The sequence below is a fragment of the Micromonospora sp. WMMD723 genome, from assembly GCF_049863385.1.
GTDB classification, from domain to species: domain Bacteria; phylum Actinomycetota; class Actinomycetes; order Mycobacteriales; family Micromonosporaceae; genus Micromonospora; species Micromonospora wenchangensis.
This window is the reverse complement of record NZ_JBMKNR010000001.1, coordinates 2,914,252-2,930,056: the sequence shown is the minus strand read 5'-3', so window position 1 is coordinate 2,930,056 and position 15,805 is coordinate 2,914,252. Positions and strand designations below refer to the sequence as shown.

Below are 15,805 nucleotides of genomic sequence, written 5' to 3'. Positions count from 1 at the left end.
GCCCCGGCCGGCTCAGACGCCGAGCAGGGTGCGCAGGTGGCGTGGCGGCGGACAGTCGTGGGCAAGCATCGCGTCGTGCCACCGGCGCAGCGGCACCCCGGCCGGGCGGGCAGCGGCGATGTCGGCCATCTCGCTGTAGCCGACGAAGTACGTGGAGAGCTGGGTCGAGGTGAGCAGCGCCCGCCGCCACTTGCCGGCCGCCTCGCCCTCCTCCTGGAAGCCGCGTTCGGTCATCAGCGCCAACGCGTCCGCCTCGGTCATCTGGTCACAGTGGACGAGCTGGTCGAGCAGGGCGTTGATGGTCATCCGGAGCTGCATCTTGAGCTGCTGGAGGCGGACCGGCAGGCCGCCGAAGCCGAGGCCGGCCATCAGCTCCTCGGTGTAGACCGCCCAGCCCTCGATGAACACCCCCGACTCGGTCAGCGCCCGGACCCGGGTGGGGCCGGCGTACCGGCGGGCGTGGGCGAGCTGGAGGAAGTGCCCCGGCATCGCCTCGTGCACGGTCAGGTTGCGGATCATGTGGTCGTTGTACTCGCGGTAGAACGAGTCGACCCGGTGTGCGGGCCAGTCCGCCGGGGTGGGCGCGATGCAGTAGAAGGTGGGCAGGTCGGCCGGCTCCAGCGGGCCGGGCGAGTCGCAGTAGGCCACCGCGACACCCCGGGCGAACTCCGGCATCTCCTGGATCACGCACGGGTCGTCGACCAGGCTGACCAGGTCGTGCGCCCGGACGAAGTCGACGGCCTCGTCGAGGGTGACCGAGGCGAGGTCCACGATGGAGTGGTCGTCGGGGTGCTCGGCGGCGAGCAGGTCCAGCGCCCGGCGTACCGTCTCGTCGTCGGCCGGGCCACCGACCAGCTCGACGGCGGCGGCGCGGATCTCGGCGGTGACCCGGTTCAGGTTGGCCCAGGCGCGGCGCTGCACCTCGGCCGCGCCCAACTCGGTGTCGAGGGTGTGCCAGAGCCGGGCCTCCCAGCGGCGGCGGCCCAGCCGGGGGTCGCGGCCCGGCCCGGTGTCGGCGGCCAGCCCGGCGCGCAGCCAGCCGACGAACTCGTCGAGCGCGGCGATCGCCGCCGTCGCCGCCGGCTCCACCGTGCCGGCCAGCGCCGGGGCCCGGGCGAGCAGCAGCGGCACCTCGTCGCGGATCAGCGCGGCGCTGCCGGCGAACTGCCCGACCGCCGTCTCGGCGTGCACCCGGGGCATGTCCCGCAGCGTCGCCCGCGCGGTCGCCAACGCGTCGGGTACGGCGCTCAGCCGCCCCACCAGGTGCGCCAGCCGCTGCTCCACCGGCGCGTACGGGCGGGCGAGCAGCGCGTGCAGCAGCGGGCCGGGGTTGTGCACCAGCGGGTCCCACTCGAAGGCCCGGATCTCGCTGCGCTCGAACAGTTCCCGGTCGACCAGGGCGGCGAGCAGCGCGTGGTCGACCTGCTCCTCGACGTCGAGGGAGTCCGCGTCGACCTCGGCGAGCGCGTCGGCGGCCTCCCGCAGCATCGCCTGGTCGGCGGCGACCGCCGGGGCGGACAGGTCGGGCAGCCGGTCGTCGTAGCGGTGGTCCCCGGCCGACGTGGCGAACCCGGGTCGGCTCTCCAGCACGGCCTCGACGATCCGCTCCGCCAGCGGCACGAATTCACCCATCCCCCGACCCTACCCACTCCCCACCGCCCCGCCCCGGCCCCGCCGATCACGAGGTTCGCGCCACCGGGCACCCGCCCGGCCTCGTGGTCACGGGTTCGCGTCACGGGAGCGCACGGGGTTGACGCGAACCTCCTGGTCAACCCGACGAAGTGGGGGGTTCGGTGGTGCGGAGGGTGGCGGTGTGGGCCAGGGTGGCGCGGCGCAGGGCCGCCTCGGGGTCCAGGCCGGTGTGGCGGGCCTCGGCGACCAGGGCCAGCAGGGTGGCACCGAGGCGGGACTCCGGGTCGGGCTGGGCGTCGGGGGACGGCAGCGGCACGGTCAGCCCGGCCCGACCGGCGCGGTCCAGCACCTTGGCCGCCAGGGCCAGGGCGGGCTGGCTCAGCGCGATGCCGTCGAGCACCGACGCCCGGGCCTTCTCGGCCTGTTTGATCCGCTCCCAGTTCGCCTCGATCTCGGCCAGCGAACCCGCCTGCGCACCGGAGAAGACGTGCGGGTTGCGGCGGACCATCTTGTCGACCAGGGTGCCGGCCACGTCGTCGACGCTCCACCGCTCGTCCTCGGGCAGGTTCTCCGCGAGGCGGGCGTGCAGCAGCACCTGGAGCAGCACGTCGCCCAGTTCCTCGCGCAGCGCGTCGGTGTCGCCGTCGCTGATCGCGTCGTACGCCTCGTAGCACTCCTCGATCAGGAAGCCGGCGAGGCTGCGGTGGGTCTGGGCCCGCTTCCACGGGTCGCCGCCCGGCGAGGCGAGCCGGTCCATCACCTCGACCGCGTCGAGCAGCCGGGCCCCCGGCGGGTCCCACGAGCCGTACATCAGCTCCAGCTCGGCCAGCCCCGGCTCGCGGGCCAGCCGCAGGCCCACCTCCCGGGCCAGGGTCTCGTCGCCGGTCGGGCCGGCCAGCCAGACCGCCGTGCCGTGCGCCGCCGCCGCGTCGAGCAGCGCGTCGCCGGCCCCGCCGGAGACGACGGTGACCTCGACGCCGGCCGCGCGTACCGCCGTGACCTGGGCACCCTCCGCGCCGGTCAGCACCGGTGCGGAGCGCAGCGTGTCCCAGGCGGCGGCGGTCAGCAGACCGGCCGGCAACCGGGGCGACGTGACCAGCAGGACGATCCGGTCGGACATGCTCAGGAGGCCGCCGGCCCCTGCTCCGGGGTCGGGCTGGCGACCGGCTCGGGCGTCGACACGTCGGTCACCGGGCCGCTCGCGTCGATGTACGGCAGCGCGTAGAAGACCAGCTCCTGGCCCTTGTTGACCCAGGCGGGGACGCCGAGCGGCCGGTACCGGGGGTTGACCTCGACGTCGACCTTGTCGGCCTGCTCGCCCAGCGCGGCGCTCAACGCCGAGGAGGTGCGCACGAAACCGCCGTCGCCGAAGAGCTGCCGCACCTGCGCCACCGACAGCCCCTTGTCGATGCCGCCGGTCTTCTCGATCGCGTGGTAGACCGCCATCACCGACTCGTCGCTCAGGTCGGCCGGCGGCAACTGCTGGCTGAGCACGACGAACAGGTCGGCCCACTCGCCCCACAGCTTCGCGAACTCCGCCTGCGGCGGCATCTGGAGCTGCTGGGCCAGCTGGTCCGGGGTGATCTGGTCGGGGACCTGGAGGTTCTTCTCGGCCGCGACCCGCTTGCCCAGGTCGATGCTGACCAGCAGGTTCACCACGTCCTGCCGGGTCAGCCCGGCCCGCAACTGCTCCGGGCCGGGGGTCTGGCCGGACTGGGCCGCGCTCTGCCGCACCGCCTCGGCGTACCTCGTCTGCGCGTCGTTGTAGATCGCGTCCACCCGGGCCACCGAGTAGCGACTGTCGCCGATGTATGCGGCCACATCAGGAGACGCCTTGCCGCAGGCGGTGAGGGAGAGGACACCCAGGGCCGCGACGCTGGCGGCGGCGATGAGACGGCGTGCACGCATGACGGTCACTCTCTCATGCCTGCCTGTGTACGGTGACGCCGCCCACCGTGCGCCGTCGCCCGCCCGACGCCCCGCGCCGGGCGGGCGACGGCCCCTCATCCCCGCGCCCCCGCCAACGCGGCCGGTTCGCCGAGGACGTCGGAGAGGAGCTGGGCGCACCACTGAAGCAGCGCCTGGTCGCGCAGCGGCTCGCCGCCGACCCGGCGGGTGCTCGGCCGGGGCACGCTGACCTGGTCGGTGGCGGACTTGTAGACCGAGTCCGGGTGGTAGCGCTTGAGCCGCAACTGCTTCGAGTCGGGCAGCGGCAGCGGCCCGAACCGCAGGTGCCTGCCCTGCATGCTCACGTCGGTCAGGCCGTACCGGCGGGCCAGCAGCCGGAACCGGGCCACCGCGACCAGGTTCTGCACCGGGGCGGGCGGCTCGCCGTACCGGTCGGTCATCTCGGCCACCACCTCGTGCAGCCGCGCGTCGTCACGCGCCTCGGCGAGCTTGCGGTACATCTCCAGCCGCAGCCGCTCCACCCCGACGTAGTCGTGCGGCAGGTGCGCGTCGATCGGGAGATCGATCTTGACGTCCGTCTCCTCCTCGGTGCTCTCCCCCTTGAACGCCGACACCGCCTCGCCGACCATCCGGACGTACAGGTCGAACCCGACGCCCTCGATGTGCCCGGACTGCTCGCCGCCGAGCAGGTTTCCGGCACCCCGGATCTCCAGGTCCTTCATCGCCACGTACATGCCCGCGCCCAGCTCGGTGTGCTGGGCGATGGTGGCCAGCCGCTCGTGCGCGTGCTCGGTGAGCGGCTTCTCCGGCGGATAGAGGAAGTACGCGTACGCCCGCTCCCGGCCCCGGCCCACCCGGCCCCGGATCTGGTGCAGCTGGGCCAGGCCGAGCAGGTCGGCCCGCTCCACGATCAGGGTGTTGGCGTTCGGGATGTCGATGCCGGACTCGACGATCGTGGTGCAGACCAGGACGTCGAACTCCTTCTCCCAGAAGCCGACCATCACCTTCTCCAGGGCCTCCTCGCCCATCTGTCCGTGGGCCACCGCGACCCGTGCCTCGGGCACCAGCTCGCGCAGCTTCCGCGCCGTCCGGTCGATCGACTCCACCCGGTTGTGCAGGTAGAACACCTGCCCGTCGCGGAGCAGCTCCCGGTGGATCGACGCGGCCACCTGCCGGTCGTCGTACGCCCCGACGAAGGTCAGCACCGGGTGCCGCTCCTCCGGCGGGGTGGCGATGGTCGACATCTCGCGGATGCCGGTGATCGCCATCTCCAGCGTCCTCGGGATCGGGGTGGCCGACATGCTCAGCACGTCGACCGAGGCGCGCAGCGTCTTGAGGTGCTCCTTGTGCTCGACGCCGAACCGCTGCTCCTCGTCGATGATCACCATGCCGAGGGACTTGAACCGGGTGGCCGTCTGGAGCAGCCGGTGGGTGCCGATGACGATGTCGACGGTGCCGTCGGCGACCATCTCCAGCGTCCGCTCGCTCTCCTTGGCGGTCTGGAAGCGGGAGAGCTGCCGGATGGTCACCGGGAACTGGTTCATCCGCTCGGCGAACGTGTTGTAGTGCTGCTGCACCAGCAGCGTCGTCGGCACCAGCACCGCCACCTGCTTGCCGTCCTGCACCGCCTTGAAGGCCGCCCGGACGGCGATCTCGGTCTTGCCGTACCCGACGTCGCCGCAGATCAGCCGGTCCATCGGCACGGTCTGCTCCATGTCCCGCTTGACCTCCTCGATGGCGGCCAACTGGTCGGGCGTCTCCTGCCACGGGAAGGCGTCCTCCAGCTCCCGCTGCCACGGGGAGTCCGGGGCGAACGCGTGCCCCTTGGACGCCTTGCGGGCGGCGTAGAGCTGGATGAGCTGGGCGGCGATCTCCCGGACCGCCTTGCGGGCGCGGGCCTTGGACTTCTGCCAGTCCGAGCCGCCCATCTTGTGCAGGGTGGGCTGCTCGCCGCCGACGTAGCGGGAGAGCTGGTCGAGCTGGTCGGTGGGGACGAACAGCCGGTCGCCGGGCTGGCCGCGCTTGCTGGCCGCGTACTCGATGACCAGGTATTCCCGGGACGCGCCGTTGACGGTGCGCTGCACCAGCTCGACGTACCGGCCGATGCCGTGCTGCTCGTGCACGACGAAGTCGCCGGCCTTCAGCTCCAGCGGGTCGATGGTGTTGCGTCGCCGGCTCGGCATCCTGCGCATGTCCCGGGTGGTGGTGCCCCGGCCGCCGGTGACGTCGTTGCCGGTGAGCAGCACGAACCTCGACGCCTCGTCGACGAAGCCGGCGGTCAGGCGGCCGCAGGAGACCAGCACCTCGCCGGGGGCGGGCGCGGCCGGCACCTGTTCGGTGAGCCGGGCGCCCAGCCCGGCGTCGCGGAGCACCTCGACGGCCCGCTGGGCGGGACCGTGCCCCTCGAAGACCAGCGCCACCGACCAGCCCTCACCGGTCCAGCGCCTGAGGTCGTCGACCACCCGGTCGGTCTCACCGTGGTAGAGCGGGGCCGGCTGGGCGGCCAGGCTCACCGCGATCGCGTCGTCGGGGGTCACGTCCGCCCCGGTCGGCGCGTCCTCCCAGGGCTGCCGGGCCGGTGCCGCGGCGTCCGCCTCGACCAGTCCGAACGGGGCGAGGGTCCACCAGGGCTGGCGCAGGGCGCGGGCGGCGGCGCGTACCTCGGCCAGGGACCTGAAGGCGGCGGCGCCCAGGTCGACCGGGGCCTGGCCACCGACGGCGGCCGCGGCCCAGCTCGCCTGGAGGAACTCCTCCGAGGTACGCACCAGGTCGTGCGCCCGGGTGCGGATCCGCTCCGGGTCGCAGAGCAGCACGTGGGTGCCGGCCGGCATGGTGTCGACCAGCAGTTCCAGGCTCTCGCTGCCGATCAGCGCCGGGGCCAGCGACTCCATCCCCTCGACCGGGATGCCCTCGGCCAGCTTGTCGAGGATCTCGGCCAGCTCCGGGTGCTCCCCGGCGAGCGCGGCGGCCCGCCGACGCACCGCCGGGGTCAGCAGCAGCTCCCGGCACGGCGGGGCCCACAGCTGCGGTACGCCCTCGATGGTGCGCTGGTCGGCGACGGCGAAGGTGCGGATCTCCTCCACCTCGTCGCCCCAGAACTCGACCCGGGACGGGTGCTCGTCGGTGGGCGGGAAGACGTCCAGGATGCCGCCGCGTACCGCGAACTCGCCGCGCTTGGTGACCAGGTCGACCCGGGCGTACGCCAGGTCGGTGAGCCGGCGGGCGACCTCCTCCAGGTCGGCCTCCTCACCGGCGGAAAGCTGCACCGGCTCCAGGTCGCCGAGGCCCTTGAGCTGCGGTTGCAGCAGCGAGCGCACCGGTGCCACCACCACCCGCAACGGGCCGGCGTCGGCGTCGGCGCGGACGGTGTGCGGGCCCGGGGCGTCCGGGTGGGCGAGGCGACGCAGCACGGCCAGCCGCCGGCCGACGGTGTCGGAACGGGGCGAGAGCCGCTCGTGCGGCAGCGTCTCCCAGGACGGGAAGACCGCGACCTGCCCGGCCGGGAGCAGGCTGCCCAGCGCGGCGGCCAGGTCGTCGGCCTCCCGGCTGGTGGCGGTCACGGCGAGCACCGGCCGGCCGGCCCCACCGGCCGCCGGGTCGGCGGCGACGGCGGCCACGGCGAACGGGCGCAGCGCGGTCGGGGCGGTCAGGTCCAGCCCGTCGACCTGGGCGGCACCGGAGCGCGCCAGGTCACGCGCCCGGGCCAGCCCCGGGTCGGCCAGGGCGGCGGAGAAGAGTCCGGTGAGCATCAGTGATCACTTCCAGGAAAGCCGCCGGTCGGCCCGGGGCGCACGAAGATGCCCCCACGCCCGGCCGGGCCGGGGGGTGCATGGCCGCCAGCCTATCTCGCGAGGGAGACAATCGAGCCCGCAGCGGCGGTGCCGGAACGGGGGAGGACCAATGCCACAGCAGTGGGGCGCGGACCCACGCCAACAGACCGCCCAGGGACGATGGCGGGGGCTGGGCCTGCCCGACGGGATGACCTTCTACGAGGTGCGCTGCCTGATCGACGAGCCGGGCTGGGTCGGCCCGGTACCCAACCTCGGCTACCGGGTCTACCTGGGGCGCTCCGGCGGCTACCTGCGCCGGGTCAACGGTGGGGTCGCGTTCGCCGACGCGACGTCGGTGCTGCTCACCCGACCCGGCGACGAGATGAGCGTGGCTCACCCGCTCGGCTGCGGCGACGTCTACTCGTGCCTGGAGATCCGCCCCGAGGTGCTCGAGGAACGCCCGGACGCCCGCGACTGGTTCACCCGGCGCAGCTGGGACGGTCAGCTCGACGCCGCGCTGGACCTGGAGCACCGGATGCTGGTGGCCCGCAGCCGGCGCGGTCTGGACGGCTTCGAGCTGACCGAGCACACCCACCAGTTCCTGGCCACCCTGCTCAGCGGCAGCCCCCTGGGCCGGGGCGCCCCGGGCGCGGACCTGGACCGTGCGGTGGGGCGGCGACCGGCCACCCTGGCCGCCCACCGACGCCTCGCCGACCAGGCCCGCCAGGTGCTCGCCGCGTCGGGTTTCACGCTGGGGCTCACCGAGGTCGCCCGGCTGGTCGGCTGCTCACCGCACCACCTGAGCCGGGTGTTCCAGCGGGTCACCGGGCGCAGCATCACCGCCTACCGCAACGAACTACGGGTCCGGGCGGTGCTGGACCTGCTGGGCCGCTCCGATCCACCCCGGCTGGGCACGATCGCCGCCGAGTACGGCTTCGCCGACCAGGCGCACCTGAGCCGGGTGGTCCGGGAGCGGGTCGGCCACCCGCCCGCCCGCCTGCGTCGACTGCTCGCACCCACCGACTGACGCCCCCGGCGGCCGGCCCCCGGGTCGCGGGGCGCTCGTCGTGGCGGGGCCGCCGGTCGAACCGAACCGCGCACGAATCTTCAAGATTTCGACCCGCGTGCCGACCGAGGATGGAACAGCCAGCCCGGTCGGTCGACGTTGCGCCGGCCGAGGGAGACGCGGACCTGTTCGGGGAGGCCCGCGTACCCCCCAGTCGGGCTGACCGGGGATGCCGTCCGGCACCCGGTGGAGGTGCCGTACCCCGGTGCGGCACCTCCACGCCCGGCCGCGTTCCGTTCAGTAGCGCACGGCGATGCGTCGTTCGACCGCGTCGACCCGGATCTCCCCGCCGTACGGAATGATCAACTGCGGGTCGGTGTGGCCCAGGTCGACGTCGAAGACCACCACCGCGTCCGGGCGGTACGCGGTCAGCGCCCGGACGATGGCACCCCGCTGGGCGGCACCCCACGCCAGCCGTTGCGCCACCGGCAGCGGTCGTGCGAAGTCCCACGCCTTGGGGCGGCCGACGACGACCGCCGGGAAGGCGGCGAGCAGTCCCCGCTCACCCATGTTCCGGACGATCCGGAACACCTCCTGCGCGTCGGGCAGTTCGTTGGAGGTCTCGACGACGAGCACCGAGCCGGCCAGGTCGGCGGCCGACGGGACCCGGTCGGCGGCCATCAACCAGTGCAGGATCTCCAGGCAGCCGCCCCAGGTGCGGCCCTCGACCACCGTCGACGGGCCCCGCCAGCGCCAGCCCTCGCCGGGCAGCATCGGCGGTTCGACCGCGAGCGTGGCGGGGTCCCGCCAGTCGCCCGGTTCGTCACCCCACTGCGGCGCGGGGGTCAGCTCGTACCAGCCGGAGGTGAACAGGGCGGCGTGCAGCGAGTCGAGGGTCAGCGGGTGCGGCGCACCGGGTCGGCCGAGGTGCACCAGCACCGAGCCACCGTGGTAGGCCACCATGCCCAGCCGGTAGAGGTGGTTGAGGACGTTGGTGTTGTCCGAGTAGCCGAAGTAGGGCTTCGGGTTGGCCCGCAGCACCGCGTCGTCCAGGTGCGGGGTGACCGTGATCAGGTCGTCGCCGCCGACGGTGGCGAGCACGGCGGTGACCGTCGGGTCGGCGAAGGCGGCGGTCAGGTCGCGCGCCCGGTCCCGGGGGTCGGCCCGGGTCTGCCGGGTGGTCGGGTACTCCACCGGCTCCAGGCCGAACTCCTCGCGCAGCCGGCGCAGGCCCAACTCGTACACGTGGGGGAAGAGACCCGCCAGGCCGGCGGAGGGGGAGACCACCGCGACCCGGTCGCCCGGCTTCGGCTTGGCGGGGTATTCGGGAAGGGTCACGAGCGGAACCTACCGCCCACCACCACCGGTTTTGGCCCGACAAAACCCCGCAGGTCGGGCATGGCGGCCATAGGCTGGGCCGGTGGACGAGGAGCCGCAGACCCGGGACTGGCTGCCCCGCACGGCGGCGCTGCTGGTCGGCACGCTGGTGCTGGCCACCGCGTTCATCGCGGCCTACGTCGGCGCGCTGCACCAGCCGCACCCCCGGGACGTGCCGGTCGGGGTGGTGACCGGCGACCAGCGCGCCGGGGCGCTTCTGACCACCGTGCGGGAACGCACCGACACGATCAAGCCCGTCGGGTACGCCGACCCCGGCGCGGCCGACGACGCCCTCACCGCCCGCCAGGTGTACGCCGTGCTCACCTCCGCCCCCGACGGCACACTCACCCTGGCCACCGCCAGCGCCTCCGCGCCGGCCGCCACCGAACTGGTCACCGGGGTCCTCACCCCGGCCGCCCGGCAGGCCGGGCTGCCGCTCACCGTCACCGACCAGGTGCCCGTCTCCCCCGACGACCCGCGTGGCCTGGTGCCCTTCTACCTGGCCGTCGGGCTGGTGCTCGGCGGCTACCTGGCCTCGACCGCGCTCGGCGTCTCGCTCGGCACCGCCCCGCGCGGGCTGCGCCGGGCCGGGCTGCGGATCGGCTCGCTGGCCGTGCACGCGGTGCTGCTCGGGACCATCGGCGCGGTGCTGGTCGGCCCGGTCCTCGACGTCTGGGACCACGACCTGCTCGCGGTGGCGGCGGTCGGCATGCTCACCGTCTTCACCGCCGCGATGGTCGCCGCCGCCGTGCAGGGCTGGCTGGGGCTGCTCGGCACCGGGCTGGTGATCCTGCTGCTGGTGGTGCTCGGCAACCCCGGCTCGGGCGGCATCTACGCCCCCGAGTTCCTGCCCGCCGCGCTGCGCGGCATGCACCGCTGGAACGTCCCCGGCCTCGCCACCGACCTACTCAAATCGGCCGTCTACTTCGACTGGCGGTCGGCCCGCTGGCCGCTGGCCGGGCTGCTGGCCTGGACCGTCCTCGGGCTGTCCGGCCTGCTCACCGCCGCCCGGTTCCGGGCACGCCGGGCCGGTCGGGCAGGCGTCGGGGGCGACGCGCGGTGACCGTGGGGAAGGTGACACACCGAACCCCTTCCTCCCGGACCGGGCCGCGCAGATACCATCCAGGGAGTCGGACAGCGCTGTCCTTCGTACTCACGTAAGGAGCGCACGGTGACCGACCAGCATGATCACGACGGGCCCGACGCCGCACTGCGGGCCGACATCCGTCGACTCGGCACCCTGCTCGGCCAGACCCTGGCCCGGCAGGAGGGTCGGCCGCTGCTCGACCTGGTCGAGGAGATCCGCGCCCAGGTCCGCTCCGACGCCCCGGCCGCCGCGCAGCGCCTCGGCGGGCTGGACGTGACCACCGGCACCAAGCTGGCCCGCGCCTTCTCCACCTACTTCCACCTGGCCAACATCACCGAGCAGGTGCACCGGGCCCGCGACCTGCGCCGTCGCCGGGCGATCCAGGGCGGCTGGCTGGACCAGGCGGCCAAGATGATCGCCGAGCGCGGGGTGCCGGCCGAGGAGATCGCCGCCGCCGCCCGCCGCCTCGCGGTACGCCCCGTCTTCACCGCCCACCCCACCGAGGCGGCCCGCCGGTCGATCCTGTCCAAGCTGCGCGCCATCGCCGACGAGCTGGACGCCGAGACCGCCAACGCCATCCTCTACGGCGCCAGCGACGAGGCCCCGGCCAACCGCCGCCTCGCCGAACTGCTCGACCTGATGTGGCAGACCGACGAGCTGCGCCTCGACCGGCCCGACCCGACCGACGAGGCCCGCAACGCCATCTACTACCTGCGCGACCTGTACGCCGAGGCCGCCCCGCAGGTGCTCGACGACCTGGCCGACACGTTGCGCACCCTCGGCGTGGAGACCTCGCCGACGTCGCGCCCGCTGACCTTCGGCACCTGGATCGGCGGCGACCGGGACGGCAACCCGTTCGTCACCCCCGTGGTCACCCGCGAGGTGCTGCGCATCCAGCACGAGCACGGCATCACCGCCACCGAGGCGGCGATGGAGCACCTGGTCAACGAGGTCTCCGTCTCCCGCCGGCTGCGCGCCGTGTCGCTGGACCTGTCGGCCAGCCTCGCCGCCGACCTGGACGCGCTGCCCGAGGTGGCCCCCCGGTTCCGCCGGGTCAACGCCGAGGAGCCCTACCGGCTCAAGGCCCGCTGCGTGAAGGCGAAGCTGGCCAACACCCGGGAGCGGCTGCGCGCCGGCACCCCGCACGTGCCGGGCCGGGACTACCAGGGCTCCGGCGAACTGATCGCCGACCTGGAACTGCTGCGCGCCTCGCTGGCCCGCAACTCCGGGCAGCTCACCGCCGTCGGTCGGCTCGCCTCGACCATCCGTACCGTCTCCGCGTTCGGCCTGCACCTGGCCACCATGGACGTCCGGGAGCACGCCGAGAAGCACCACGAGGTGCTCGCCCAGCTCTACACGGCGGTCGGCGAGGTGTCGGACTACCCGTCGCTGACCCGGCTGGAGCGCACCAAGCTGCTCGCCGACGAGCTGACCGGCCGCCGGCCGCTGTCCGCCCTGGACACCCCGTTGACCGAGGCGGCGCGCAAGACGTTCGACGTGTTCGGGACGATCCGCGAGGCGCAGGACCGGTTCGGCGGCGAGGTCATCGAGTCGTACATCATCTCGATGACCCTCGGCGTGGACGACGTGCTCGCGGCGGTGGTGCTGGCCCGGGAGGCCGGCCTGGTCGACGTGCACACCGGGCGGGCCCGGATCGGTTTCGTCCCGCTGCTGGAGACCCCGGCGGAGCTGAACGCCGGCGGCGAGATGCTCAACGAACTCCTCTCTCTGCCGGCCTACCGGGCGCTGGTCGCGGCCCGGGGCGACGTGCAGGAGGTGATGCTCGGCTACTCCGACTCCAACAAGGAGGCCGGCATCACCACCAGCCAGTGGTCGATCCACCGGGCCCAGCGGGCGCTGCGGGACGTGGCCGCCCAGCACGGCGTGCACCTGCGGTTGTTCCACGGCCGGGGCGGCACCGTCGGACGCGGCGGCGGCCCCACCCACGAGGCGATCCTGGCCCAGCCGTACGGCACCCTGGACGGCGCGATCAAGGTGACCGAGCAGGGTGAGGTCATCTCCGACAAGTACACCCTGCCGGCGCTGGCCCGGGAGAACCTGGAGCTGACCGTGGCCGCGGTGCTCCAGGCGACGCTGCTGCACACCGCCCCCCGGCAGCCCGCCGAGCAGTTGGAACGCTGGGACGCGGCGATGGACGTGGTCTCCGAGTCGGCCTTCCGGTCGTACCGGGGCCTGGTGGAGGACCCGGACCTGCCGGCGTACTTCTGGGCGTCGACGCCGACGGAGCTGCTCGGCGCGTTGAACATCGGCTCCCGGCCGGCGAAGCGGCCGAACACCGGGGCCGGCCTCGGCGGCCTGCGGGCCATCCCGTGGGTGTTCGGCTGGACGCAGACCCGGCAGATCGTGCCCGGCTGGTTCGGGGTCGGCTCCGGCCTCGCCGCCGCCCGCGCCGCCGGCCTGGAGGACGTGCTGGCCGAGATGCACCGCAACTGGCACTTCTTCCGCACGTTCCTGTCGAACGTGGAGATGATGCTGACCAAGACCGACCTCAGCATCGCCCGCCGGTACGTCGAGACGCTGGTCCCCGAGGAGCTGCACCCGATCTTCGACAAGATCCAGCAGGAGTACGAGCTGACCAAGCAGGAGGTGCTGGCGGTCACCTCGTCGCCGGCCCTGCTGGAGAACTCGCCGGTCCTCCAACGCACCCTGGCGGTGCGCGACACCTACCTGGAGCCGCTGCACCACCTCCAGGTGGCGCTGCTGCGGCAGTACCGGGACTCCGGCGCCGCCGGCCGGGCGGTCATCACCGCACCTGGCGGCCGACGCGCCCCCAGCGACGGTACGGCCCTGGAGCGGGCCCTGCTGACCACGGTCAACGGCATCGCCGCCGGGATGCGCAACACCGGCTGACGACGTCGTCCCTGCCACCGCCCCGGAGGCGGTGGCAGGGACCGGCCGGGCCCGCACCGGCGCGTGCCGCCGGCCGGCGGCACCGGCTCAGAAGTCGCCGCCCCCGAAGTCCCCACCGCCGAAGTCGCCGCCCCCGAACCCACCGCCGCCGAAGTCGCCCCCGCCGAAGTCACCGGCGGTGCCGAAGTCGCCGCCCGGGTCCCCGGCCGTGCCGAAGTCGCCGCCGAAGTCCGCGCCGTCGCCGAAGCCCTCCTGGTAGCCGGCGTCGTACCCCGGGTCGGCGAAGGCCGGCGAGAAGAGCGCGTCGGCGATCAGCATCCCGCCGACCACCCCGACGCCCGCCCCCAGCGCGGTCTTCCACCACGGCGTCGAGTACCAGCCGGCCGGCACCGGCCGGCCCTGGTAACGCCCGCCCGGGTAGTAGTACGGGGTGTCCCGGCCGGGCTGCGGACCGGCCCTGAACGTCTGCCCCTGCACGTCCACCTGACGCTCCCGGGTGATCTCCCCGGCCCCCTGCGCGGCGGCCAGCGGGGGCAGCTCCGGGCCCGGGTCCAGGCCGAGCGCCACCCGGGCCGCCCGCGCGTAGGCGAGCCCCTCCAACGCGGTCTCCCGGGCCAGCCGGAACTGGTGCACCGTACGGGCCTGTTCCAGCTGGCTGCCCGCCGCGTTGTACCGCTCACCCGCGTCGACCAGCGCCTGGCGTACCGCCGGGTCGTCGCCGTGCAGGTTCATCACCTGGCCGCCGAGGCGTTCGTACCACCGCTGGGCGTCGGCGCGGACGTCGGCGAGGCTGCGCGCCTCCCGGGCCGCTTTCTCCCGCCGCCACCAGACGAAACCACCGGCCAGCATGGCGACCAGGACGAGCACGAGCAGAAATTCCATTCTCCGAACGTACCCGGGGGCGTCGAGTCGTACCCGTTTGGCAAGCTCTGGTGATGGACTTCTCGACGCTGGCCGTGGTGGTGGTCTGCCTCGCCGCCGGCGGGGCGGTCGGCTGGTACGCCGCCCGCGCCCGGTCGGCCACCGAGATCGCCCGGCTGGAGGCCACCCTCGCCGCCAACCGGGAGGGCGAGGGCCGGCTGGAGCAGTCGATGCGGGCGCTGAGCTACGAGGCGACCGCCCAGTCCCAGGAGGCGGTGGCCCGCGCGGTGGCCCCGCTGCACGACACCCTGCGCCGCTACGAGCAACGGGTCGGCGAGCTGGAACGCGACCGCGTCGACGCCTACGCCGAGCTACGCGAACAGGTCCGCTCGATGGGGGCCGTCTCCGGTGAGCTGCGCACCGAGACCAAGCAGCTCGTCGCCGCGCTGCGCGCCCCGCAGGTACGCGGACGCTGGGGCGAGCACCAGCTCCGCCGGATCGTCGAGGCGGCCGGCATGCTGGAGCACTGCGACTTCAGCGAGCAGGTCACCGCCGCCACCGACCACCAGGGGGTCCGCCCCGACCTGGTGGTCCGGCTGCACGGCGGGCGGACGGTGGTGGTGGACGCCAAGGCGCCCTTCGACGCCTACCTGACGGCGATGGAGGCCCGCGACGAGCGCAACCGGGACACCCACCTCGACCGGCACGCGAAGCACCTGCGCGGGCACGTCGACGCGCTGGCCGCGAAGACCTACTGGGCCGCGTTCGACGACAGCCCGGAGTTCGTGGTGCTGTTCGTGCCGGCCGACCCGTTCCTGGACGTGGCGTTGCAGCGCGACCCGACGCTGCTGGAGCACGCGTTCGCCCGCAACGTGGTGCTCGCCACGCCGGCCACCCTGGTCGCGCTGCTGCGTACCGTGGCGTACTCGTGGCGGCAGGAGGCGTTGGCCCGCAACGCGGTGGCGGTGCACACGCTCGCCCGGGAGCTGTACGGCCGGCTGTCCACCCTGGGCGATCACGTCGGCAAGCTCGGCAGCTCGCTCGGTGGCGCGGTGACGGCGTACAACCGGGCGGTGGGCTCGCTGGAGGCCCGGGTCCTGGTCAGCGCGCGCAAACTGGCCGAGCTGGGCGTCTCCGACCAGGAGCTGACCGTCCCGGCCCAGGTCGAGCTGGCCCCCCGCCAACCCCAGGCCCCCGAACTCCTCCCCACCGACGACCGCCCCTGACCCACCCCGGCCCGGCCCCGCCGCCGCGCCGCAGGCGCCGGCGGCTGAGTGCGCGATGTCGGCTCAA

Annotated in this window: 10 protein-coding genes; 4 read left to right on the top strand and 6 right to left on the bottom strand. The window is 74.1% G+C overall.

Annotated elements, in window-relative coordinates:
- Nucleotides 1-12: 12 nt before the first annotated feature.
- From ACN261_RS13390 to mfd, 4 genes are all read right to left on the bottom strand, one after another.
- Complete coding sequence (locus ACN261_RS13390; protein WP_425850317.1) at nucleotides 13-1,632, bottom strand: DUF885 domain-containing protein; 1,620 nt, start codon at nucleotides 1,630-1,632, stop codon at nucleotides 13-15.
- A 136-nt stretch (nucleotides 1,633-1,768) separates the two neighbouring features.
- Complete coding sequence (locus ACN261_RS13385; RefSeq protein ID WP_421485568.1) at nucleotides 1,769-2,752, bottom strand: nucleoside triphosphate pyrophosphohydrolase; 984 nt, start codon at nucleotides 2,750-2,752, stop codon at nucleotides 1,769-1,771.
- A gap of 2 nt (nucleotides 2,753-2,754) precedes the next feature.
- The gene (locus ACN261_RS13380; RefSeq protein ID WP_421485566.1) at nucleotides 2,755-3,540 is read right to left on the bottom strand and encodes a hypothetical protein; all 786 of its coding nucleotides are present in this window, start codon (nucleotides 3,538-3,540) and stop codon (nucleotides 2,755-2,757) included.
- Nucleotides 3,541-3,635: 95 nt separating this feature from the next.
- A complete protein-coding gene (mfd, locus tag ACN261_RS13375; RefSeq protein ID WP_421485565.1) occupies nucleotides 3,636-7,289 on the bottom strand; it encodes a transcription-repair coupling factor in 3,654 nt (1,217 codons plus the stop codon).
- A 151-nt stretch (nucleotides 7,290-7,440) separates the two neighbouring features.
- Here mfd and ACN261_RS13370 point away from each other — a divergent pair, with 151 nt between their 5' ends.
- Complete coding sequence (locus tag ACN261_RS13370; protein ID WP_421485563.1) at nucleotides 7,441-8,337, top strand: helix-turn-helix domain-containing protein; 897 nt, start codon at nucleotides 7,441-7,443, stop codon at nucleotides 8,335-8,337.
- A 276-nt stretch (nucleotides 8,338-8,613) separates the two neighbouring features.
- Here ACN261_RS13370 and ACN261_RS13365 read toward each other — a convergent pair whose 3' ends face one another.
- On the bottom strand, nucleotides 8,614-9,654 hold the full coding sequence (locus ACN261_RS13365) for a S66 family peptidase (protein ID WP_421485561.1): 1,041 nt from the start codon (nucleotides 9,652-9,654) through the stop codon (nucleotides 8,614-8,616).
- Nucleotides 9,655-9,736: 82 nt separating this feature from the next.
- Between ACN261_RS13365 and ACN261_RS13360 the strand changes: the two genes are divergently transcribed.
- Complete coding sequence (locus tag ACN261_RS13360; protein WP_421485559.1) at nucleotides 9,737-10,756, top strand: hypothetical protein; 1,020 nt, start codon at nucleotides 9,737-9,739, stop codon at nucleotides 10,754-10,756.
- Between the two features lie 108 nt (nucleotides 10,757-10,864).
- Nucleotides 10,865-13,651: a phosphoenolpyruvate carboxylase gene (gene ppc / locus ACN261_RS13355; protein ID WP_421485557.1), complete on the top strand. Its 2,787-nt coding sequence runs from the start codon at nucleotides 10,865-10,867 to the stop codon at nucleotides 13,649-13,651.
- Between the two features lie 87 nt (nucleotides 13,652-13,738).
- On the opposite strand, the gene ACN261_RS13350 is transcribed toward ppc, so the two are convergent.
- Nucleotides 13,739-14,533 carry a hypothetical protein gene (locus ACN261_RS13350; RefSeq protein WP_425850311.1) on the bottom strand — a complete coding sequence of 265 codons (795 nt, stop codon included), beginning with the start codon at nucleotides 14,531-14,533 and terminating at the stop codon, nucleotides 13,739-13,741.
- A 53-nt stretch (nucleotides 14,534-14,586) separates the two neighbouring features.
- Here ACN261_RS13350 and ACN261_RS13345 point away from each other — a divergent pair, with 53 nt between their 5' ends.
- On the top strand, nucleotides 14,587-15,738 hold the full coding sequence (locus ACN261_RS13345) for a DNA recombination protein RmuC (protein WP_421485554.1): 1,152 nt from the start codon (nucleotides 14,587-14,589) through the stop codon (nucleotides 15,736-15,738).
- The last annotated feature ends 67 nt before the right edge of the window (nucleotides 15,739-15,805 follow it).

What these genes read in the sequence shown, in the direction of transcription:
- ACN261_RS13390 (WP_425850317.1), bottom strand. Translation starts at nt 1,632, where the DNA reads ATGGGTGAATTCGTGCCGCTGGCGGAGCGGATCGTCGAGGCCGTGCTG.
- ACN261_RS13385 (WP_421485568.1), bottom strand. Translation starts at nt 2,752, where the DNA reads ATGTCCGACCGGATCGTCCTGCTGGTCACGTCGCCCCGGTTGCCGGCC.
- ACN261_RS13380 (WP_421485566.1), bottom strand. Translation starts at nt 3,540, where the DNA reads ATGCGTGCACGCCGTCTCATCGCCGCCGCCAGCGTCGCGGCCCTGGGT.
- mfd (WP_421485565.1), bottom strand. Translation starts at nt 7,289, where the DNA reads ATGCTCACCGGACTCTTCTCCGCCGCCCTGGCCGACCCGGGGCTGGCC.
- ACN261_RS13370 (WP_421485563.1), top strand. Translation starts at nt 7,441, where the DNA reads ATGCCACAGCAGTGGGGCGCGGACCCACGCCAACAGACCGCCCAGGGA.
- ACN261_RS13350 (WP_425850311.1), bottom strand. Translation starts at nt 14,533, where the DNA reads ATGGAATTTCTGCTCGTGCTCGTCCTGGTCGCCATGCTGGCCGGTGGT.
- ACN261_RS13345 (WP_421485554.1), top strand. Translation starts at nt 14,587, where the DNA reads ATGGACTTCTCGACGCTGGCCGTGGTGGTGGTCTGCCTCGCCGCCGGC.